The following is a 20,706-nucleotide window of genomic DNA, read 5'->3' on the forward strand; positions in this document are numbered from 1 at the left end:
CTATATCTTTCCTTATTTTTTACATGCTAAGTCCGCCATCAACAGCGAGAACTTGTCCAGTCAAATAATCCTGTCCAGCTAGGAACACTGTAGCATCTGCGATATGTTCTGCTTGACCGAAATGTTTCATTGGGATTTGGGCCAATGTCGCTTCCTTGACCTTATCAGACAAAACAGCAGTCATATCTGACTCGATCATTCCTGGTGCAAGAGCATTTACGCGCACATTGCGATTGGCAACTTCACGTGCAACTGACTTGGTAAAACCAATCAAGCCTGCTTTAGAAGCTGCATAGTTGGCTTGTCCGATATTTCCCATCAAACCGACCACACTAGACATGTTGATAATCGCACCTTCACGTGCCTTGATCATCTGTTTCAAGACTGCTTGCGTCATGTTGAAAGCACCTGTCAAGTTGATCTTAATCACTTTTTCAAAGTCTTCTTCGGTCATCTTGAGCATAAGCGTATCTTGAGTGATCCCAGCATTGTTGACCAATACATCGACAGAACCGAGTTCTGCAATCGCTTGATCTACCATACGCTTGGCATCTGCAAAGTCTGAAACATCACCTGAAATCGGTACTATTTTGACACCATAGTTTGAAAACTCAGCCAGCAATTCTTCTGAGATTGCTCCGCGACTATTCAAAACTACATTAGCGCCTAGTTGGGCAAATTTGTGAGCAATGGCAAGTCCGATACCACGACTTGAACCTGTTACAAAAACATTTTTGTTTGTAAGTTGCATTCTATTTCTCCTATTTCCTGTTGTATTTTGTGGGAGAAGGGATCACTAGTTTCCTAACAGAGCATCCAAGCTTGCTTGGTCTTCAACGTTAGCTAGCTGAGCTGATTTATCGATTTTTTTGACAAAACCTGATAGGACCTTGCCAGGACCAATTTCAATAAAGTTGGTTACCCCAGCATCCTGCATCACAGCAATACTTTCATAAAAACGAACAGGTTCTTTCACCTGACGCGTCAAAAGCTCTTGGATTCGACCTTTTTTCATAACAGCAGCTTCCGTATTGTCGACTAGTGGGCAAGTGAAATCAGCGAAACTCACTCCCTCAAGAGCTCCAGCTAGTTGCTGACTGGCTGGCTCAAGAAGGGCTGTATGGAAAGGACCCGATACATTTAAAGGAATCAATCGTTTTGCTCCTGCTTCCTGCAAGAGTTCAACTGCGCGGTCAACTGCAGCCACCTCACCACCGATGACGATTTGGCTTGGGGTGTTGTAGTTAGCTGGAGTGACTACTCCAACTTTAGAGGCTGTTTCACAAGCTTCCTCAATCACTTCAACTGGAGTATTAAGAACGGCAACCATCTTCCCAGAGCCTGCAGGTGCAGCCTCTTCCATATAAGCACCACGTTTAGCAACCAAGGCAACTGCATCCTCAAAGTCCAAGGCACCACTTGCTACAAGAGCAGAATATTCCCCAAGAGACAATCCTGCTACCATATCTGGCTGATAACCCTTTTCTTTCAATAGTCGGTAAATAGCAACCGAAGTCGCTAAAATAGCTGGCTGCGTATAGCGAGTCTGGTTTAACTTGGTTTCTTCCTTATCGATCAAGTCACGAAGGTCATAACCCAAAACCTGACTGGCTTGGTCAATTGTTTCCTTGACGATAGGGTAGCGATCATAGAGATCACGCCCCATTCCTAGATACTGAGCACCTTGACCCGCAAATAGAAAGGCTGTTTTAGTCATTTCTTACAACTCCTGCCCAACGAGAGGCTTCTTCTTGAATTTTTTTGGCTGCGCCATAGTATAAATCTTTTAGGATTTCTTCGACAGTTTCCTCTTTAGATACCAAACCAGCAATCTGACCTGCCATGACAGATCCACCTTCTACATCTCCATGAACAACGGCTTTAGCAAGAGCACCAGCTCCCATTTGTTCAAAGATTTCTAAATCCGGATTTTCTTGTTTAAAGGCATCTTTTTCAGCCTGCTCAAAGTCACGTGTCAACTGATTTTTAATGGCACGAACAGCATGACCAAAGTGTTGAGCTGAAATAGTCGTATCGATGTCACGCGCTTTTAAGATTTTTTCCTTGTATTTTGGATGGGCGTTAGATTCCTTAGCTACTACGAAACGCGTACCAACTTGAACGGCCTCAGCACCAAGCATAAAGCCTGCAGCGACACCTTCACCGTCCGCAATTCCTCCAGCTGCGATAACCGGGATTGAAACAGCTGCAGCAACTTGGCGAACCAAGGTCATCGTTGTTAATTTACCAATATGCCCACCGGCTTCCATTCCTTCTGCAATAACTGCATCTGCACCAATTTTTTCCATGCGTTTTGCCAAAGCAACACTTGGAACAACAGGAATAACTGTAATTCCTGCATCATGGAAACGAGTCATGTATTTACTTGGATTTCCGGCACCAGTTGTAACCGCCTTAACCCCTTCTTCAATCACGAGATCAACGATGTCTTCTACAAAAGGTGACAAGAGCATGATGTTAACACCAAAAGGTTTGTCCGTAAGTGATTTGATTTTATCGATATTAGCCTTTACGACCTCTTTAGGTGCATTCCCACCACCGATGATTCCTAGACCACCAGCTTTTGATACTGCACCAGCCAAGTCACCGTCTGCAACCCAGGCCATTCCTCCTTGAAAAATAGGATAATCAATGTTCAATAATTCTGTAATACGTGTTTTCATAGTGCCTCCATCATTCCTTGCTTACGTAATAGTTCGACGAGTTTATCATTTGAGTTTCAAACTATTACCTAAACAAGAGGGAGTGGGTTTCCCCTACTCCTTCTAGTAATATGTTAATTATTTTGTTTGCTCTTCAACGTAGGCAACCAAGTCACCAACTGTTTTCAAGTTATCTTCTGCTTCGATTTGGATATCGAAAGCATCTTCGATTTCAGAGATTACTTGGAACAAGTCCAATGAATCTGCATCCAAATCATCAAAAGTAGATTCAAGTGTTACTTCTGATGCGTCTTTCCCAAGTTCTTCAACGATAATTTCTTGTACTTTTTCAAATACTGCCATGATAGGACTCCTTTAAAATATAAAAAATTTATAACTATGTGTTTACCACATGATTACCTAGATTGTAAGAATGAGTGTGCCCCATGTCAAACCTCCACCGAAGCCTGATAGGAGAATCGTCTGGCTATCATCTAAACGAATCATACCATTCTCCACACACTCTGAGAGCAAAATCGGGATACTTGCTGCACTGGTATTCCCATACTCCATCATATTGGCTGGAAGTTTGTCTCGGTCAACACCGATCTTCTTAGCCATCTTATCCAAAATGCGGATATTTGCCTGATGAAGCAAGAGATAATCCAATTCCGATGCTGCGATCGGACCATTTTCAATGGTTTCTTTGATCGATCTAGCAACATCACGATTTGCAAAATCAAAAACTGCTCGTCCATCCATTTTCAAAAAAGCAGGAACTGCTTCTTGATCCGAGAAAGGAGAAGCCAAAGCCGTTTGACCATAGGTCAAACACTCGCTCCGAGAGCCATCCGTATAGAGACTTTCCACAAGGAAGTGACGTGTTTCGCTCGCTTCCAAGAGAACCCCACCAGCACCATCCCCAAAGAGAACAGCTGTCGAACGATCTGACCAATCAACTGCCTTGGATAAGGTCTCAGCCCCGATAACAATCCCTTTTTTGAACTGTCCAGAACTTAAAAACTTTTCTGCAGTTGAGAGAGCGAATACAAAGCCACTGCAAGCTGCTATCAGATCAAAGGCGAAAGCTCTATGCGCTCCGATATTTGCCTGAACTCGAGCTGCTGTGGAAGGCATCATCGAGTCTGGGGTAATCGTCGCTACAATGATAAAATCAATCTGATCCGCTGTTAAGCTCCCTTTAGCCAACAAGCTCTTAGCTACTTCTGTCGCTAAATCACTTGTAGACTCTGTTTTTGAAATATGTCTCTGTTTAATTCCTGTCCGACTTGAAATCCACTCATCGTTTGTGTCCATGATTTGGGCTAAGTCATGATTAGTGACCACTTGCTCTGGAACATAATGAGCAACCTGGCTTATCTTTGCAAAAGCCATTATTTCAAATCCTCCAAAAATTGATAAAGGTTCGTTAAACCTCTGCCCATGACTTCTTTTTCCTCAGGGCTCATGCCATCGATGATTTTTTCAACCATAGCCTTGTGGAATCGTTTATGAAGGCGGTGAACCAAACGACCTTGCTTTGTCAAATGCAGATAGACCACGCGACGGTCTTGGTCAGAACGAATACGCTCAATATAACCTTTTCTCTCCAGGTTATTCAAACTCGTCGTCACTGTCCCAAGAGTTACCATCAGTTCTTTTGAAACCTTACTTGGCGTTGCCTCCGGGAACTTCCCAATCACATCAATCGTGTGCATTTCTTTGATGGAGATGTCTTTGAATCGACTACCTCGTAAGCTAACCTCCTCGATCACAAGGACGTTATTAAAAATAGATGTTAGATAATCATTTACTTGTTGGTAGTCCAAACTTTTTCCCTCCTCCTCAAAAAAACTTTTACAATCAAAACATTTGATAAAAGAAGTATAACAAACTTCAAAAAATTGTGCAAGTATTTTTTTACATTCCTGTAAATTTTGGTCTTCTTCTTTCAGAATGCGCTCGAACCCCTTCTTTAAAGTCTTCAGTTAAAGATAACGATTCTTGTAATTCCAATTCTAATTCAGCGTAATTCTGCCAATCCTTAAATTGACTTTCCCAAACTAGCTTTTTAATCGCTGCGTATGAGTTTGCTGAACCTCTTCTTAATTTTTTTAGAACTTGTTCTCTTGTTTTTTCTAATTTGTCAACTTCACAAACACGGTATACCACGCCCCATTCTAGCGCTTTTTCAGCAGTCAAGGCTTCACCTGTCATGGCAAGTTGTGCAGCTCGTGTTACCCCGATACTACGACTCAAGAGATGAATCCCACCAGCGTCTGGTGCCAAGCCAACTCCAACAAAGGCTTGAATGAATTTTGCCTTGTCAGTCGCCAAACAAAAATCAACTGCTACTGCCATATTTGCTGCAGCACCAGCAACCGCTCCATCTACCTCCATCAAAACAGGTTTAGGAATTTGCTTGATTTTAAAAGAAATTGTATTGACTAACTCTGCAATCTTATTCAAAGAAGGGATATCATCTTCGTCCACTGCGCGTTTCATCTCAACCAAGTCTCCCCCAACTGAAAAGACCTTCCCATTAGCATTAATCAAGATGAACTGCACAGCTTGATCCTGCTCCGCTAGAGTCAAAGCTTCTAAAATTTCCTCACACATTGGGATATGGAAACCATTTGCCACTTCGGGACGATTCAAAGTAATGATAGCCAGATCATCTACGATCTGATATAAGATATGATTCATAGCTTCTCCTTTTCTTTTATAAGGCAATAAAATTTTTTTATCATCAAAGTATACCTTTTTTTGGATAAAGAGGCAAGGAAAAACTAAAGGAAAGTGTCTCAGCTGATTATTTTCCCATTCATTATGAATGTGAGAGAAATTTTACACACTTACTTTTAAACTGTTATTGCTTTTCAGAATAAGTTAATGTTTTCTTCTATTATAATAGGAAGTTATTTTCTTCATTGAAAAATACCCCTCTTTCTGCTATAATCGTATAAAATACTTACTTGAGGAGTCCTTATGAAGGTTGTAAAATTTGGCGGAAGCTCGCTTGCCTCTGCTGGTCAGTTAGAAAAAGTCTTAAACATCGTTAAAAGTGATAAAGAACGCCGTTTTGTAGTCGTTTCTGCACCCGGCAAACGCAATGCTGAAGATACCAAGGTAACTGATGCTTTGATTAAATACTATCGCGACTATGTGGCTGGAAATGACATCAGTGCTAGCCAAAGCTGGATCATTGACCGTTATGCCGCTATGGTTAGTGAACTAGGGTTAAAACCTGCTGTTTTAGAAAAAATCTCTAAAAGTATTCGGGCCTTGGCAACTCTTCCTATAGAGGACAATGAATTTCTCTATGACACCTTCCTAGCGGCTGGAGAAAATAACAATGCCAAATTGATTGCAGCCTACTTTAACCAAAACGGTATCGATGCACGCTATGTTCACCCAAGAGAAGCTGGAATTGTTGTCACAAGTGAACCAGGAAACGCACGTATCATTCCATCTAGTTATGACAAGATTGAAGGCTTGGCTGATAGCAACGAAGTCCTTGTCATCCCTGGTTTCTTTGGTGTGACTAAGGAAAATCAAATCTGTACTTTTTCACGTGGTGGTTCAGATATCACAGGTTCTATCATTGCAGCAGGTGTTAAGGCTGATCTCTATGAAAACTTTACGGACGTAGATGGTATCTTTGCTGCCCACCCTGGTATTATCCACCAACCACACTCCATTCCTGAATTAACCTACCGTGAAATGCGTGAGTTGGCTTACGCTGGATTTTCAGTTCTTCATGACGAAGCTCTTCTTCCTGCCTACCGCGGAAAAATTCCTCTTGTCATCAAGAATACCAACAACCCTGATCACCCAGGTACGCGCATTGTTTTAGAACACAGTAGTGATAAATTCCCAGTAGTAGGGATTGCAGGTGACTCAGGATTCGTCAGCATCAACATGTCAAAATACCTCATGAACCGCGAAGTCGGGTTTGGTCGCAAGGTTCTGCAAATCCTTGAGGACCTCAACATCGGTTGGGAACACATGCCTACAGGTATCGACGATCTTTCAATCATCCTCCGCTCCCGTGAATTGACTCCTATCAAAGAAGAAGAAATTCTACGTCAACTCGTTCAAAAAGCTGAAGTGGACCATGCTGAAATCGAACACGACCTTTCCATCATTATGATTGTCGGAGAAAAGATGAAGAGCCATATCGGGGTAACTGCTACTGCAACACGCGCTCTATCTGAAAACAAGATCAACATCCAGATGATGTCCCAAGGCTCAAGTGAAGTTTCCATCATGTTTGTTGTCAATAAAGAGCAAGAAAAGGCAGCTATCAAGGCTCTCTATCATGCCTTTTTCGATGAAAGTAAGGAAGATTAATCATGGCCCAATCACTCAATCAAGTCATTGACCTCCAAACTACTGGGACATCTTACCTCTCTATCTCTGGAAAAGTTGGAAAATTTTTAGTTGGGGATCAAGCCTTAGAGTTTTATCCTGATGTCAATGTCGAACAATATATCCAAATCCCCTGGTCCAGCGTCAATCAAATCGGAGCTAACGTAAGTGGTCGCAAGATCAGCCGCCACTTTGAAGTCTTTACCGATCAAGGAAAATTCCTCTTTGCTTCAAAAGACTCCGGAGCTATCCTCAAAATCGCTCGGGAAAAATTAGGAAACGACAAGGTCGTGAAACTTCCAACTCTACTCCAGACCATTGGACAAAAACTTAAAAATCTATTTGCAAAAAAGTAGAAACTTTAGTATAATCATAGCAACGGATAAGTAGGTTATCTCCTTCTTTCAGAAAGTCTGCGGGTGCTGCGAGCAGATAGAAGGGATAGGTGAAATTCTACCGTTAGTAACAATTACATATACAATCAAGTGCACACCTGTGAAGTTGGATGGAACCGTGGCCCTGCCACTCCAACACTTTATCAGATGTGCTTTTTTCATAAAGGAGTTCTTATGTTAGATATTAAACGTATTCGTACAGATTTTGATGCTGTCGCTGAAAAATTAGCTACACGTGGTGTAGATTCTACTATCTTAAATGAGATGAAAGAAATCGATGCTAAACGTCGTGACATCTTGGTTAAGGTTGAGACTCTCAAGGCTGAACGTAACACAGTTTCTGCTGAGATTGCCCAAGCTAAGCGTAACAAGGAAAACGCCGATGACAAGATTGCTGCGATGCAAACCCTATCTGCTGAAGTCAAAGCCTTGGATGCTGAATTGGCAGACATCGATGCTAAATTAACAGAATTCACCACTACTCTTCCAAACATCCCAGCTGACAGTGTTCCTGTTGGGGCTGATGAAGATGACAATGTGGAAGTTCGCCGTTGGGGTAGTCCGCGCGAATTTGACTTCGAGCCAAAAGCTCACTGGGATCTTGGTGAAAACCTTGGTATCCTTGACTGGGAACGCGGGGGTAAAGTAACGGGCGCTCGCTTCCTCTTCTACAAAGGTCTTGGCGCTCGTTTGGAACGTGCTATCTACAACTTTATGTTGGACGAGCATGGAAAAGAGGGCTATACTGAAGTCATCACACCATACATGGTCAACCATGATTCTATGTTTGGTACTGGTCAATATCCAAAATTCAAGGAAGACACTTTTGAATTGAAAGATACTAATTATGTCCTCATTCCTACAGCTGAAGTGCCTTTGACAAACTACTACCGTGATGAAATCCTTGACGGTAAAGATCTACCAATCTACTTTACCGCTATGAGTCCATCTTTCCGTTCTGAGGCTGGTTCAGCTGGTCGTGATACACGTGGCTTGATTCGTCTGCACCAATTCCACAAAGTTGAAATGGTCAAATTTGCCAAACCAGAAGAATCTTATGAAGAATTAGAAAAAATGACAGCTAACGCTGAAAATATTCTTCAAAAACTCAACCTTCCATACCGTGTCGTTGCCCTCTCTACTGGGGACATGGGCTTCTCAGCTGCTAAGACATACGACTTGGAAGTTTGGATTCCAGCCCAAAATACCTATCGTGAAATCTCAAGCTGTTCAAATACAGAAGATTTCCAAGCCCGTCGTGCCCAAATCCGTTACCGTGATGAAGCAGATGGCAAGGTGAAACTCCTTCACACTTTGAATGGTTCTGGACTTGCAGTTGGACGTACAGTGGCTGCCATTCTTGAAAACTATCAAAACGCAGATGGTTCTGTAACCATTCCAGAAGCTCTTCGTCCATATATGGGTGGGGCTGAAGTTATCAAACCATAAAAATAAGGCCTAGCTATTTCTAGCTAGACCTTTTTTCGTAACCAAATCAGATAAGCACCCAAGACAAAGAATAAAATAGTTAGGCAAATAACGGTTTCAGCCAATACCAGATAATCCAGAAATGGAAGTTTCAAAATTCCCTGAGCCATCTTGAGCGAAGTAGCTGTGATAATGGTTGGGAAAGTTAGGGCTGAGAAGGCTGGTTGAAAGCCTCGCTTTAAAATATGGGGCAGGCGAGTTAAAACAAAGAAAAAGAAGGATTGAGATGCCAAAATCATGATAATCAAGAGCCAAGTCGGTAGGCTTGCTCCTCCAACTCGAACTAGAGAAGCCAAGAGTAGGGAAAAGGGAGCACAGTATATTCCTTCCTGTCCAAGCAAGGCCACTGGGAGTGGATCTTTCTTTAAGTCACTATAAATAAGGGGATAGAGATAGAAGGTCAAGACAAAACCAAAACTCAAGGTCGCATAGGCAATTTCAATGATACCGACAAGAGGATAGGTCAAGGCTGCTACTGCTATCCCCACATAGAGTACCGTCCAGCTAGGAGTCGCATTGACCCTCCGACCTGGACAGGCAAATTTGATGGTAAAAGTAGCAATCAAAGCCAAATCCAAGAGAAATGAAAACCACCAGGTCCCTTGTGCTACTATAGGAAGAGCAGGGAATACGCGAAAGACATAGGTCGATAAAATCATCCCAGCCATAGGAAAAGTGGCCATCCCAGATAAAAGAGGGGGCCTGGTCAATTCTTTCTTGGTTTCTTCCCAATTAAAAAGATGAACAACAAGAAAGAAAATCCACAACACTAGACCAGTCAGACTCAATAAATGCGACAGAACTGGCCAAGTATCTGCAATCAGATTTCCTGCACCTGCTAGACCTAATAAACAGCCAGAAAATACCAAGGGGAGCTTTTTCATCCGAGCCTCCAATAATCATGTTATTATTAGTATAGCATAAAAGCGCTTAAATGAGGACTTAAAAAACGAAGTTGGATATTCAAACTTCGTTTTTATTCTACTATTTTTTAACTCGTTGCTAAGATGTGGCGCAACTGAACAGCGCTTGGAGAAACAATCGGAAGAAATGCTCCTTCATTCCAACGACGAATAAAACCAGATGTTGATTTGCTAAAGTAGCCTCTACCTCCACCAGCTTGTAACTCTAATAGAAGACTTTGAGCAACCACATCCACAATGTCTATTCTTAACTGAAAGAGTTCACGCGGATTGGGAACGAAATAAGACCGGTCAGACAATCCCTGATAAAGAGCTTGCCGAATAGCCTCTAACTGCTCTACCTGATATTGCCATTCATCTGTTAATACACTTCGTTTCCCCAATTCTTTTTCTACTTCTGATAGAGAACGTTCAGCTAAACCAAAGGCTAAACCAAATTGGTAACCTAAAAAAGCGGGACGATTTTGAGTTAAAAATTCTTTAGCATTCTTGGATAGAATCCACTCTTCTTTTAAATGAACCCGATTAAAGGTCAAAGCAGCCGTGTTTCCTCCCTGAAGAGAAACAAATTCTAAGTCTTCCGAGCGACTAAAATTCTCTGCGTCCGATGGCACAGTCACCACATAGCTTTTACTTGGATCATCAGCAGAGCCTGCCACAAAAATAGTTAAGAAACGATTTCTACGGGCATTGGTTACCCATGGCAGTCGCCCTTTTAGATAAAATTGCCCATTTTCTTCGATGATATAAACATTCAGCTCTTCTAAATCAGATAAATACTTGACAGCATTAGACAGGGCGGTCGCGCCTGCATATTCACCGGACAAGAGCTTTTCCAGATAGTTTTCTTTCAAATAGGAATTCTCTGAATGGAGAATATTGTCAATTAGGGTACGTTGTCCCCAGGAAATGAAGGAGGCCGTCAAAGAATGTTGAGCAAGTTCTGCTAGGATATCAATGACATCATGATCACTTCCGCCTGAACCGCCGAGAGATTCTGGAACACCTACACGAAAAGCTCCTTCTGCTGCAATCCTTTCAATCAGTTGCTCTCCAGCCTCACAAGACTGTTTATCAATTTCATCAGCATGCTGGTCCAACCAGCTCAAAAACTCTTCGGAAAAAAATCCCATACTCTTTCCTCCTTTTATGCATAAGGTTGCAATTCTGGGTTAATAGGGGTATTGGCTAGGTTGTTAGCATAGTTGCAAAGGCTAGCAAGACTAACACCGAGAACCACATCCAAGGCATTTTGTTGTGTGTAGCCAGCTTCCAAAAATTCAGCCAAGGCTTCATCACCTACACGCCCTTTGGTATTGATGACCGCCAAGGTAAACTTAGCTAGAGTATCTAGTTTTGGATCTGTCTCGATTGGGGTACGGTTACGGAGGGCTTGGAGAAGATCATCATTCACCTGGATTTGTTTGATCGAAAAGGCAGTATGACCAGCGACACAAAAAGCACAACCATTGGTTACGGCAGCTGTGATTTGCACCACTTCACGTTCTACTGGTGTCAAGCTATTGCGACGGTTGATGGCTCCGACAGTTCGGTAGGCTTCAAGCGCGGTTGGGGCATTGGCCAAGAGACCGATTAGGTTGGGAATATAGCCATTGTTATCTTTTTGTACTGTTTCAAGAACTTCTTTCACTTCTGCTGGTGCTGATTCTACTGTGTGGATGGTAAATGTTGTCATAAGAAACCTCTTTTCATTTTATTGTCATTTAGTCTATCATAGAATTTTCCACCTGGATAATATATATTTTCAATCGCCTTGATAGGAAATGTCTATGAAATGAAAAAAATCACACTAAAAGTGTGATTGGGTTAGTGTTTAAAATACTTTTTAGTCTCAGCAATGACGACTGGTGATAAAACTAAGAGGGCAATCAAATTTGGCAAAGCCATCAAGGCATTGACGATATCAGCGATAATCCAGACCCTGTCCAGCTCGATAAACCCACCCAACAAGACCATGCTGACAAACACAATCCGATAAATCCAAATATAACGTACTCCAAAGAGAAACTCAAAACAGCGTTCTCCGTAGTAGTTCCATCCGAGAATCGTCGTAAAGGCAAAGAGTACAAGAAAGATGGTCAAAAGAGCAGGTCCAAAATGTGAAAAAACTGTTGAGAAGGCTGACTGAGTCAAGGCAACCCCATTTAAATCACCACTCCAAACACCAGTTACTAAGATTGTCATACCTGTAAGAGTACAGATTATCAAAGTATCAATAAAGGTTCCTGTCATGGAAATCAAGCCTTGCTCGACAGGCTCATTTGTCTTAGCCGCAGCAGCTGCAATGGGAGCTGAACCAAGACCAGATTCGTTAGAAAAGACTCCTCTCGCCACACCATTTTGGATAGCCATCCGAATGCTGGCACCGGCAAAGCCACCTACTGCAGCAGCTGGACTAAAGGCTGAAGTAAAGATGAGGGCAAGTGTAGCTGGGACCTTCTCGATATTAAAGAGAATAACTGTAAGAGTTCCCAGAATATAGACAATAGCCATAAAAGGAACCACTGCTGTCGAAACTTTTGATATGGATTTGAGGCCACCAAAGACGGCAATCCCTACAAAAATGGATAAAATCAGAGCCGTGATAGCTGGATCAACTTGGGCTGTATTTTGAATGGATTCTGTAATCGAATTGACTTGGGTAAAGGTACCAATCCCTAGAAGGGCTACCAATACACCCGCTAGGGCAAAGAAGATAGCAAGTGGACGCCACTTTTCTCCCATCCCCAAAAGGATGTAATGCATGGGTCCTCCAGCTACAGCTCCATTTGCATCCTTAGTGCGATATTTGATGGCCAGCAATCCTTCGGCATATTTGGTCGCCATCCCAAAGAAGGCTGCCATCCACATCCAAAAGAGGGCCCCTGGTCCTCCAACCTTAATGGCTGTTGCGACCCCGATGATATTTCCCGTACCAACAGTGGCGGCTAGAGCCGTACAGAGAGCAGCAAAGCTCGACACGTCACCATGTCCCTTGTCCTTGGTAAAGATCAACTGAAAGGCCTTAGGGAGACGAGCCACCTGCAAAAGGCCTAGTCGGATGGTCAAATAGATACCTGTTCCGACCAATAAGATCAAGAGGGGAGGCCCCCAAACGAAAGCATCAAGCGCTTTAAGCAATTCTAACATTTCCTACTCCTATCTTTCAACCCCAAAAGAAAGAGCACATGCAAGATACATGTACTCTGGAATGCTTAGATAAATGCCAAAAAGCGGTCTATCCTAGCTCTGTCCTTTTACCTGAGAGTTTGAGCAGTTACCTGCCTTGCCCCTTCGGTGCCTTTACGGTCTCTCCAGAGTTCCGTCCATTTACAGTCATGGAAAACAAACCTTTCTCCACTTCTATTAAACTTCATTCGGTGTTGGTATTTTATTTTTTATTATTCTACAAGAAAAGTTAGCCTTTGTCAATATATTCTATGAAAATTTTTGACTTTTCATTTCTTTTTTCAGAAAGGTTGACTCCTTCTTCTCTCTATCCTTTAAAGGTTACAATGGTGGCGCCACTGCCTCCAGCATTTTGTGGGGCATAGCCGAAACTCTTGACATGCTTATTTCTTTGCAGGTATTTAGTGACGCCCTCCCGGATGACTCCCGTACCGATACCGTGGATAATGTCTACCTGCGCCATGTTATTAAGCAGGGCTTGGTCGATAAAGGCGTCCAGCTCATTCATGGCCTCTTCGTACCGTTTGCCTCGGAGATCCAGTCTGGCTTGCGGACCACGACCAGAAGCACGTTTGACGACATTGACTTGTTTTTTCTTGACTGGAGCTTCTTGTTGGGCCTGAACAAGGTCAAATTCTTTCTCTTCCAAGGTCATCTTGATCAAGCCAACTTGGGCTTCCCAGCGGCCGTCCTTAAGCCGATTGGTCAAAGTTCCACGTTGGCCATAACTGAGGACCACGATATCATCTCCCACCTTTGGAGCTCGTTTTTTCTTGGCCTTTTGAAGAACCTTGTTTTTAGACAAGTCGACTTTTTCAGGAGCTAGTTTTTTCAGTTCTGCCTTGGCTTCAATGATTTCGTGGGGCTTGAGTTGAGACTTGCTGTGAAGATTCTTGAGAATCTGGTCACTCTCACTTAGAGCGAGTTCCACAATCTCGGCAGCTTGTTCACGCGCCTTGTTGAGCTCAGTTTCCTTTTCACGATTGAGTTCGTTGTAGAGTTTTTTGAGCGCCCGGTTCATCTTGAGGTTTTCTTGCTCCACCTCACGGATATTGTCCAAGCGTTTACGGCTTTCAAGCGTTTGCTCTTCCAATTGTTCAATGATGCGGTTGACATCATTATCTTGATTGACCTGCTGGCTGGCATCTCCTACGATGACATCTGACAAGCCCAGACGTTTGGCAATTTCAAAGGCATTACTTCGACCAGGAACTCCCTGCATAAAGCGATAGGTCGGACGCAAGCTGGCTGTATCAAACTCCATGCTGGCATTTTGCACAAAGGCTGTTTCGATACCGTAGGCCTTGAGCTCTGGATAGTGGGTCGTCGCCATGGTCTTGACCTGACGGAGACGAAGATCCTCCAAAATAGCCATAGCAAGCGCTGCTCCTTCCTGCGGATCGGTCCCTGCCCCAAGCTCATCTAGCAATAAGAGCGAGTGCTGATTGACCTTGCCAAGAATATCTACGATATTGGTCATGTGACTGGAGAAGGTAGACAAGCTTTGCTCGATAGACTGCTCATCCCCAATATCCGCGAAGATTTCCTCGAAAACACCGACACGGCTCCCCTTATCAGCTAAGATTGGCAAGCCAGATTGGGCCATAAGTTGAGTCAAGCCCAGGGTTTTGAGCATGATGGTCTTCCCACCAGTATTGGGACCTGTAATGACAATGGCCGTTAATTCCTTACCAAAGTGTACATCGTTTGCAACAGCATTTTTGACCAAAGGATGGCGCACATGAAGGAGTTGAATCACTTGATTCTCTGAAAGTTGAGGAACAACTGCTTGTCTTTCTTGGATGAAACGCACCTTGGCACGAATCAAGTCTAAATGGCCGATAATCCAAGCGTCATTAGCAATCTCTGCAGCATGAGGGCGGATCCGTTCTGAGAGCTCCTGCAGGATACGAATCATCTCATATCGTTCGTCAGCTCGCAGACTAGCGATTTCTTCGCTCAGTTTCACGACCTCACGTGGCTCGATGTAGACCGTGTTTCCACTGGCAGAGATGTCATGGACAACACCTGCAATCTTATTGCGATAGGTGTTCTTGACTGGTAAGACTTGACGGCCATTTCGGCTAGCGATTATGCCTTCCGTCAACATCTGCGCTTTTTGCTTGAGTAAGTCTTGCAAGACATCTCGAACTTGACTCTCGCTATCATGGATTTTCCGACGGATACGTGCTAGCTCTTCACTGGCGAAATTTTCGATAAATCCTGCATCATTTAGGGCTTGGAGACTCCCTTGCAAGTGTGGGAAATCATGTAGTTTTTCAAACCATCTCGCCAACTGCTCCAAGCGTACGTTTTCGAGATTGGTATAAAAGCCTTGCAACTCTCTGCTAGCCAGCAAGACTCGTTTGAGGAGCAGGAACTCCTCAATATTGAGGTCCGCTCCCATCTCCAGACGCTTACAGACAGCTGAAATCTCACGTGTCGCTAGGATGGTAAAGTGGGGTTGCTCCACAAAAAGGGCTTGCATTTCCTCCATCTCTGTAAAGGCTTGCTTGATCTTGTCCACCTTGGCAGTTGGAGCCAAGCCTTTTAGCTCCTCTAGTCCTTGTTCTGTCAAGAGATGCGGTTCAAACAAGGCTTTGATTTTATTAAATTCTAAGGTTTCTAGTATTTTTGTATTCATATTCTTTCCTTGTATGCTTGTTTATAAGATTATAGCAACTAGAGGTTTTGACCTAGTCCCCCAATCTGTAAACAAAGGGCTAGGAAAAATCCCGCCCTTTTTATCCGATTAAATTTGTCACCCAAAGTTGTTTGATAAGGTTTGTCGTAAAAGGGACACTTTGGATGATGTGTTTGGCTACTATACTTTTTTCGAGTGAATTTTGAATGACTGCCAGAGGTACTGTTGCAAGGATGGTCAGAGCCATTTGCAAGACAAATAAGGTTACCAATAGAGACAAAACGCCTGATCCGATACGCAACCATTTGACATCAAGCTTTTTAGTTGGAATCAAGTGCAGGAACAAACCGATAAAACGTCCGATAGTGTAGCAAATCCCAAAAACTAGAAGATAGGCTAGACCCGCATAAAAGACCTTGTCTAGATGAAACAGCTGGTCTGAAGGGAAGAAAAAGGTTCCCTGTCCTTCCTGAGGATTGGCATAAGGGACAAGCAAGTGGAAGTGGTCGCCCAGTGATTTATAAAACTGTCCCGCAACAAAGGCTGAAATCACTGCCACGAGGAAATAATAAACTTGCAGGACCAAACCTCTACGGTAGCCGATATAAAAGCCCCAAGCCAGAACCAATAAGAGTAGGATTGAAATCATAGGGAGTCCTCAATCTTGCTCTGTTCTTGTTTGACAGCAATCAACTTGTGGCGGAGTTCTAACAACTCTTGCTCCTTGTCATCAAATTCAATCTCACGGTTGAGTTGTGTAGACAGACAATTAACCGCCAAAAGAAGCGCAATGGTTTCATCATCCGCCCCAGGCATTTGTTCTTTAATTGCTTGGTATTTTTCAGTCGCAACCTTGGCAATTTCCTCCATAAAGAGGTTGTCATGCTCGGTTGTCAAGGTTAATGTCTTTTTTCCGAATGTAAACTTATATCGATTTAGATTTGCCATAAAATTCACCTCACGATATTATACCAAATTTCGCTAACTTTGTCAGTTTTTACCAATTCTCCTGCTTTTGTGGTACAATAGAGACTATGGCAAGTATCACACTCACACCAAGTGAACAGGAAATTCAGAGCTTTTTAAGTCAGTATCAGAAGGCTCTCAGTCCTAGTAAAAATCCTTATATTCGCTATTTTTTGCGACTGCCTCAGGCAACGGTTTCCATCTATACTTCTGGAAAAGTCCTCCTGCAAGGCGAAGCTGCTGAGCACTACGCCAATTTCTTTGGCTATCAGGTTCGACAAGAAAACAGTGGACAAGATTTTCCTATAATCGGTACCGATGAGGTGGGAAATGGTTCCTACTTTGGGGGGCTAGCTGTTGTGGCTTCCTTTGTGACACCTGATCAGCACGACTTCTTGCGAAAATTCGGCGTAGGGGATTCAAAAACCTTGACTGACCAAAAGATTCGTCAGATTGCCCCTATCCTCAAGGAAAAAATCCAGCACCAAGCGCTCCTCCTTTCACCGAGCAAGTACAACGAAGTTATCGGAGAGCGTTACAATGCTGTTTCTGTAAAGGTTGCCCTTCACAATCAGGCTATCTTTCTCCTGCTTCAAAAAGGAATCCAGCCAGAAAAAATCGTGATTGACGCTTTTACAAGTCCTAAAAACTATAACAAGTACTTGGCACAAGAAGCCAACCGTTTTCCAAACAAAATTAGCTTAGAAGAAAAAGCCGAGGGCAAATACCTGGCTGTTGCAGTTAGCTCCATCATCGCGCGTGATCTCTTCCTCGAAAACTTGGAAAATCTCGGACGAGAACTAGGCTATCAACTGCCAAGTGGCGCTGGAACTGCATCTGATAAGGTTGCTAGCAAAATCCTTCAAGCCTATGGTATGAAGGGACTTCATTTCTGTGCCAAACTGCATTTTAAAAACACTGAAAAAGCCAAAACACTTCTAGAAAGGTGAATCATGAATTCGTTTAAAACATTTCTAAAAGAATGGGGAGTTTTCTTCCTGATTATCGCACTGGTCGGTCTTAGCCGTATCTTTCTTTGGAGCAATGTTCGTGTGGAAGGACACTCTATGGACCCTACCCTAGCCGACGGAGAAGTTCTCTTCGTTGTCAAACACCTCCCAATTGACCGCTTCGACATCGTGGTTGCGCACGAGGAAGACGGAAATAAAGACATTGTCAAAAGGGTTATCGGCATGCCTGGTGATACCATCCGCTACGAAAATGACAAACTCTTTATCAACGGTGAAGAAACGAATGAACCTTACCTAGCTGAATATCTCAACTTGTTCAAAACAGAAAAGTTACAAAACACCTATACTGGCAAAGGATTTGAAGGCAATAAGGGAGTTTACTTTAGAGAACTTGCTCAAAAGGCACAGGCTTTTACAGTTGATGTCAATTCCAATACCAGCTTCAGCTTTACTGTCCCTCAAGGCGAATACCTTCTCCTTGGTGACGATCGTCTAGTCTCTAGCGACAGCCGCCATGTCGGTACCTTCAAGGCAAGCGATATAAAAGGTGAAGCAAAATTCCGTTTCTGGCCACTTAACCGTATCGGAACTTTTTAAGATAAGGAAGAGGCCGAGAATGCTAAGTCTTAGCCTCTTTTTCTATTGCGAGAAGAAGACCTTTTAGTCTCCTAGCTTGTTGAAAGAAGCTAAGGGTACAACTCTCACGAACTCATGTAAAGGAAACCTATGGAAGTTTATTTTTCAGGCACCATTGAACGGATTATTTTTGAAAATCCCAGTAATTTTTATCGCATTCTCCTCCTAGATATTGAAGATACGGACGCAGAGGACTTTGACGATTTTGAAATCATCGTTACAGGAACCATGGCGGACGTGATTGAAGGGGAAGACTACACTTTTTGGGGGCAAATCGTTCAGCACTCCAAGTATGGGGAACAGCTTCAGATCAGCCGTTATGAACGCGCAAAACCAACTAGCAAGGGCCTCGTCAAGTACTTTTCCAGCAGCCATTTCAAAGGAATTGGTCTCAAAACGGCCCAAAAAATCGTTGATAGCTATGGTGACAATACCATTGATGAAATTCTGGAACATCCTGAAAAGCTAGAAGGCATCTCAGGACTCTCTGCCAAAAACCGTGAGGCTTTTGTTTCCACTCTTCGTCTTAACTACGGAACCGAGATGGTCTTAGCTAAACTAGCTAACTACGGCATTCCCAATAAACTGGCCTTTCAGATTCAAGACTTTTACAAGGAAAAAACGCTGGATATTGTCGAAAACTATCCCTACCAACTGGTTGAAGATATCAAAGGATTGGGTTTTACCATTGCTGACCAATTAGCTGCCGAACTAGGTATCGAAAGCCAAGCTCCTGAACGCTTCCGTGCTGGCCTTGTCCACAGTCTTTTTCAGGGATGTATGGATACGGGCGATACCTATATGGAGGCCCGAGATTTGCTGGAACAAACCCTGACTCTCCTCGAGTCTTCCCGTCCCGTGGAACTCGATCCCAGCCAAGTAGCTCAGGAATTATCTCATTTGATTGAAGAAGACAAGGTTCAGCAGATTGATACCAAAATCTTTGATAATAGCCTCTTTTTCGCTGAAGAAGGCATCCGCAGTCACTTGGTTCGTATCCTTGAAAAAGGAAAACAAAAGAGTCATGATTTGGAAACCATTCAAAAGCATATCGATACTGTCGAGCAAGAACTGGGGATTCAGTACGATAGCATTCAAAAACAGGCTATCTGCGACGCTATCCAGAACAAGGTCTTTATCCTGACAGGTGGACCTGGTACTGGTAAGACGACTGTTATCAATGGGATTATCGCTGTCTATGCCCTGCTTGAAGGACTCGATCTCAAGAAAAAGAGCAACTTACCTATTCTTCTCGCTGCCCCAACTGGTCGAGCAGCTCGGCGCATGAATGAATTGACAGGTTTGCCTAGCGCGACCATACACCGCCATTTGGGAATGACGGGGGACGATGATACCAGCCATCTGGAAGATTATCTAGATGCCGACTTTATCATTGTAGATGAGTTTTCCATGGTGGATACTTGGCTAGCCAACCAACTCTTCTCCAACATCTCTTCTAACAGTAAAATTCTCATCGTGGGTGATAGCGACCAGCTACCTTCTGTCAGTCCTGGACAAGTCCTGGCTGACCTGCTCCAGATACCCCTGATTCCGCAGACTCGCTTGGAACGGATTTACCGTCAGAGCGAAGAATCAACTATCGTTACCTTGGCTAGTCAAATTCGAAAGGGAATCTTGCCAGCTGACTTTACCCAGAAAAAAGCTGACCGTTCCTACTTTGAAATTGCTAGTGGCCATATCCCAGCTACCATTGAGAAAATTCTTAGTGCTGCCCTCAGAAGTGGTATTTTGGCTCGCGATATTCAAGTGCTAGCGCCTATGTATCGAGGAACTGCTGGCATTGACGCCATCAACCAGCTTATGCAAGACCTGCTCAATCCTCAGCAAAAAGGACAAGTTAGCTTTGAAGCAACTCAGTGTCACTATCGAACAGGAGACAAGGTCATTCACCTAGTCAACGATGCCGAAGTCAATGTCTTTAATGGAGACATAGGCTACATCACAGACCTGATTCCTGGAAAATACACTGAGTCCAAACAAGACGAGATTGTCATTGATTTTGATGGCAATGAAGTCGTCTACCCACGTAACGAATGGTACAAGATTCGACTAGCCTACGCCATGAGTATCCATAAGTCTCAGGGAAGTGAGTTTCCCGTTGTCATCCTGCCCATCACCAGTGCTAGCAAGCGCATGCTAGAGCGAAATCTCATCTACACAGCCATTACACGGGCCAAGAGCAAGCTCATCCTTCTTGGCGAGTTACAGGCCTTTGACTATGCAGTCAAGCATATCGGGACTGCTCGCAAGACCTATCTGATTGAACGCTTCAGTGATTTAATTGAAAATAATATTGAAGAAAGTAAACAAGCCTTCTCTGAAACTGCCACAGCAAGTGACTCTGAACACTCCTACATCCTCACCGAGGAAAACTGGTCTAGCATCCCAGCCATGATCGGGATTACAGATGCAGACTTAAAAGAGATTTTTGGAAAATAG

The 20,706-nt window shown here is 43.4% G+C and carries 20 protein-coding genes and 1 riboswitch; of the genes, 6 read left to right on the forward strand and 14 right to left on the reverse strand.

Annotated features, from left to right (window positions below; all coding sequences use genetic code 11):
- Nucleotides 1–19: 19 nt before the first annotated feature.
- The 7 genes from fabG to I6H78_RS03580 form a co-directional block, all read right to left on the reverse strand.
- Nucleotides 20–751, reverse strand: coding sequence for a 3-oxoacyl-[acyl-carrier-protein] reductase (gene fabG / locus I6H78_RS03550; protein WP_198460092.1), 732 nt, complete (start codon nucleotides 749–751; stop codon nucleotides 20–22).
- Between the two features lie 45 nt (nucleotides 752–796).
- Nucleotides 797–1,717, reverse strand: a complete 921-nt coding sequence (fabD, locus tag I6H78_RS03555; protein WP_198460093.1) for an ACP S-malonyltransferase — start codon at nucleotides 1,715–1,717, stop codon at nucleotides 797–799.
- Complete coding sequence (fabK, locus tag I6H78_RS03560) at nucleotides 1,710–2,684, reverse strand: enoyl-[acyl-carrier-protein] reductase FabK (protein WP_198460094.1); 975 nt, start codon at nucleotides 2,682–2,684, stop codon at nucleotides 1,710–1,712. The genes fabD and fabK overlap by 8 nt, the downstream gene beginning before the upstream one ends.
- Before the next feature lie 117 nt (nucleotides 2,685–2,801).
- Nucleotides 2,802–3,026, reverse strand: a complete 225-nt coding sequence (locus tag I6H78_RS03565) for an acyl carrier protein (protein WP_000257840.1) — start codon at nucleotides 3,024–3,026, stop codon at nucleotides 2,802–2,804.
- Between the two features lie 57 nt (nucleotides 3,027–3,083).
- Entirely contained in the window at nucleotides 3,084–4,058 is a 975-nt protein-coding gene (locus tag I6H78_RS03570) for a beta-ketoacyl-ACP synthase III (RefSeq protein WP_198460095.1), read from the reverse strand.
- Nucleotides 4,058–4,492 carry a fatty acid biosynthesis transcriptional regulator FabT gene (gene fabT / locus I6H78_RS03575; RefSeq protein WP_000386338.1) on the reverse strand — a complete coding sequence of 145 codons (435 nt, stop codon included), beginning with the start codon at nucleotides 4,490–4,492 and terminating at the stop codon, nucleotides 4,058–4,060. Before fabT ends, I6H78_RS03570 begins: the two co-directional genes overlap by 1 nt.
- Nucleotides 4,493–4,583: 91 nt before the next feature.
- On the reverse strand, nucleotides 4,584–5,369 hold the full coding sequence (locus I6H78_RS03580) for an enoyl-CoA hydratase (protein ID WP_084944338.1): 786 nt from the start codon (nucleotides 5,367–5,369) through the stop codon (nucleotides 4,584–4,586).
- Between the two features lie 282 nt (nucleotides 5,370–5,651).
- Here I6H78_RS03580 and I6H78_RS03585 point away from each other — a divergent pair, with 282 nt between their 5' ends.
- From I6H78_RS03585 to serS, 3 genes are all read left to right on the forward strand, one after another.
- Complete coding sequence (locus I6H78_RS03585) at nucleotides 5,652–7,016, forward strand: aspartate kinase (RefSeq protein WP_000869633.1); 1,365 nt, start codon at nucleotides 5,652–5,654, stop codon at nucleotides 7,014–7,016.
- Nucleotides 7,017–7,018: 2 nt separating this feature from the next.
- Nucleotides 7,019–7,390 (forward strand): DUF956 family protein, encoded by a 372-nt coding sequence (locus I6H78_RS03590; protein ID WP_000079382.1) that lies wholly within the window; start codon nucleotides 7,019–7,021, stop codon nucleotides 7,388–7,390.
- 213 nt (nucleotides 7,391–7,603) lie between these two features.
- On the forward strand, nucleotides 7,604–8,878 hold the full coding sequence (serS, locus tag I6H78_RS03595; protein ID WP_198460096.1) for a serine--tRNA ligase: 1,275 nt from the start codon (nucleotides 7,604–7,606) through the stop codon (nucleotides 8,876–8,878).
- 23 nt (nucleotides 8,879–8,901) lie between these two features.
- Here the strand turns inward: serS and I6H78_RS03600 are convergent, their stop codons facing one another.
- The 7 genes from I6H78_RS03600 to zapA all read right to left on the reverse strand — a co-directional run bounded on the left by I6H78_RS03600 (nucleotide 8,902) and on the right by zapA (nucleotide 16,621).
- Entirely contained in the window at nucleotides 8,902–9,801 is a 900-nt protein-coding gene (locus I6H78_RS03600) for a TDT family transporter (protein WP_198460097.1), read from the reverse strand.
- Between the two features lie 107 nt (nucleotides 9,802–9,908).
- The gene (locus I6H78_RS03605) at nucleotides 9,909–10,973 is read right to left on the reverse strand and encodes an acyl-CoA dehydrogenase family protein (protein ID WP_198460098.1); all 1,065 of its coding nucleotides are present in this window, start codon (nucleotides 10,971–10,973) and stop codon (nucleotides 9,909–9,911) included.
- 14 nt (nucleotides 10,974–10,987) lie between these two features.
- Nucleotides 10,988–11,536 carry a carboxymuconolactone decarboxylase family protein gene (locus I6H78_RS03610; RefSeq protein ID WP_198460099.1) on the reverse strand — a complete coding sequence of 183 codons (549 nt, stop codon included), beginning with the start codon at nucleotides 11,534–11,536 and terminating at the stop codon, nucleotides 10,988–10,990.
- A gap of 131 nt (nucleotides 11,537–11,667) precedes the next feature.
- Nucleotides 11,668–12,990: an alanine/glycine:cation symporter family protein gene (locus I6H78_RS03615; RefSeq protein ID WP_198460100.1), complete on the reverse strand. Its 1,323-nt coding sequence runs from the start codon at nucleotides 12,988–12,990 to the stop codon at nucleotides 11,668–11,670.
- Nucleotides 12,991–13,079: 89 nt separating this feature from the next.
- A riboswitch (glycine riboswitch) is annotated at nucleotides 13,080–13,168 on the reverse strand.
- Nucleotides 13,169–13,336: 168 nt separating this feature from the next.
- Nucleotides 13,337–15,673, reverse strand: a complete 2,337-nt coding sequence (locus I6H78_RS03620; RefSeq protein WP_198460101.1) for an endonuclease MutS2 — start codon at nucleotides 15,671–15,673, stop codon at nucleotides 13,337–13,339.
- Nucleotides 15,674–15,773: 100 nt separating this feature from the next.
- Nucleotides 15,774–16,322 (reverse strand): CvpA family protein, encoded by a 549-nt coding sequence (locus I6H78_RS03625; protein WP_049484262.1) that lies wholly within the window; start codon nucleotides 16,320–16,322, stop codon nucleotides 15,774–15,776.
- A complete protein-coding gene (gene zapA / locus I6H78_RS03630) occupies nucleotides 16,319–16,621 on the reverse strand; it encodes a cell division protein ZapA (RefSeq protein WP_000002028.1) in 303 nt (100 codons plus the stop codon). Before zapA ends, I6H78_RS03625 begins: the two co-directional genes overlap by 4 nt.
- 86 nt (nucleotides 16,622–16,707) lie before the next feature.
- Between zapA and rnhC the strand changes: the two genes are divergently transcribed.
- The 3 genes from rnhC (at nucleotide 16,708) to recD2 (ending at nucleotide 20,706) form a co-directional block, all read left to right on the forward strand.
- Nucleotides 16,708–17,589 carry a ribonuclease HIII gene (rnhC, locus tag I6H78_RS03635; protein WP_198460102.1) on the forward strand — a complete coding sequence of 294 codons (882 nt, stop codon included), beginning with the start codon at nucleotides 16,708–16,710 and terminating at the stop codon, nucleotides 17,587–17,589.
- Nucleotides 17,590–17,592: 3 nt separating this feature from the next.
- Complete coding sequence (gene lepB, locus I6H78_RS03640; protein ID WP_001083992.1) at nucleotides 17,593–18,207, forward strand: signal peptidase I; 615 nt, start codon at nucleotides 17,593–17,595, stop codon at nucleotides 18,205–18,207.
- Between the two features lie 129 nt (nucleotides 18,208–18,336).
- Nucleotides 18,337–20,706: an SF1B family DNA helicase RecD2 gene (gene recD2, locus I6H78_RS03645; protein ID WP_198460103.1), complete on the forward strand. Its 2,370-nt coding sequence runs from the start codon at nucleotides 18,337–18,339 to the stop codon at nucleotides 20,704–20,706.

The sequence above is a fragment of the Streptococcus oralis genome (genome assembly GCF_016127915.1).
GTDB lineage: Bacteria > Bacillota > Bacilli > Lactobacillales > Streptococcaceae > Streptococcus > Streptococcus oralis_BO.

Bases quoted from the DNA above. Each gene is read 5' to 3' on its own strand.
- fabG (WP_198460092.1), bottom strand. From the start codon at position 751: ATGCAACTTACAAACAAAAATGTTTTTGTAACAGGTTCAAGTCGTGGT.
- fabD (WP_198460093.1), bottom strand. From the start codon at position 1,717: ATGACTAAAACAGCCTTTCTATTTGCGGGTCAAGGTGCTCAGTATCTA.
- fabK (WP_198460094.1), bottom strand. From the start codon at position 2,684: ATGAAAACACGTATTACAGAATTATTGAACATTGATTATCCTATTTTT.
- I6H78_RS03565 (WP_000257840.1), bottom strand. From the start codon at position 3,026: ATGGCAGTATTTGAAAAAGTACAAGAAATTATCGTTGAAGAACTTGGG.
- I6H78_RS03570 (WP_198460095.1), bottom strand. From the start codon at position 4,058: ATGGCTTTTGCAAAGATAAGCCAGGTTGCTCATTATGTTCCAGAGCAA.
- I6H78_RS03580 (WP_084944338.1), bottom strand. From the start codon at position 5,369: ATGAATCATATCTTATATCAGATCGTAGATGATCTGGCTATCATTACT.
- I6H78_RS03585 (WP_000869633.1), top strand. From the start codon at position 5,652: ATGAAGGTTGTAAAATTTGGCGGAAGCTCGCTTGCCTCTGCTGGTCAG.
- I6H78_RS03590 (WP_000079382.1), top strand. From the start codon at position 7,019: ATGGCCCAATCACTCAATCAAGTCATTGACCTCCAAACTACTGGGACA.
- serS (WP_198460096.1), top strand. From the start codon at position 7,604: ATGTTAGATATTAAACGTATTCGTACAGATTTTGATGCTGTCGCTGAA.
- I6H78_RS03600 (WP_198460097.1), bottom strand. From the start codon at position 9,801: ATGAAAAAGCTCCCCTTGGTATTTTCTGGCTGTTTATTAGGTCTAGCA.
- I6H78_RS03605 (WP_198460098.1), bottom strand. From the start codon at position 10,973: ATGGGATTTTTTTCCGAAGAGTTTTTGAGCTGGTTGGACCAGCATGCT.
- I6H78_RS03610 (WP_198460099.1), bottom strand. From the start codon at position 11,536: ATGACAACATTTACCATCCACACAGTAGAATCAGCACCAGCAGAAGTG.
- I6H78_RS03615 (WP_198460100.1), bottom strand. From the start codon at position 12,990: ATGTTAGAATTGCTTAAAGCGCTTGATGCTTTCGTTTGGGGGCCTCCC.
- I6H78_RS03620 (WP_198460101.1), bottom strand. From the start codon at position 15,673: ATGAATACAAAAATACTAGAAACCTTAGAATTTAATAAAATCAAAGCC.
- I6H78_RS03625 (WP_049484262.1), bottom strand. From the start codon at position 16,322: ATGATTTCAATCCTACTCTTATTGGTTCTGGCTTGGGGCTTTTATATC.
- zapA (WP_000002028.1), bottom strand. From the start codon at position 16,621: ATGGCAAATCTAAATCGATATAAGTTTACATTCGGAAAAAAGACATTA.
- rnhC (WP_198460102.1), top strand. From the start codon at position 16,708: ATGGCAAGTATCACACTCACACCAAGTGAACAGGAAATTCAGAGCTTT.
- lepB (WP_001083992.1), top strand. From the start codon at position 17,593: ATGAATTCGTTTAAAACATTTCTAAAAGAATGGGGAGTTTTCTTCCTG.
- recD2 (WP_198460103.1), top strand. From the start codon at position 18,337: ATGGAAGTTTATTTTTCAGGCACCATTGAACGGATTATTTTTGAAAAT.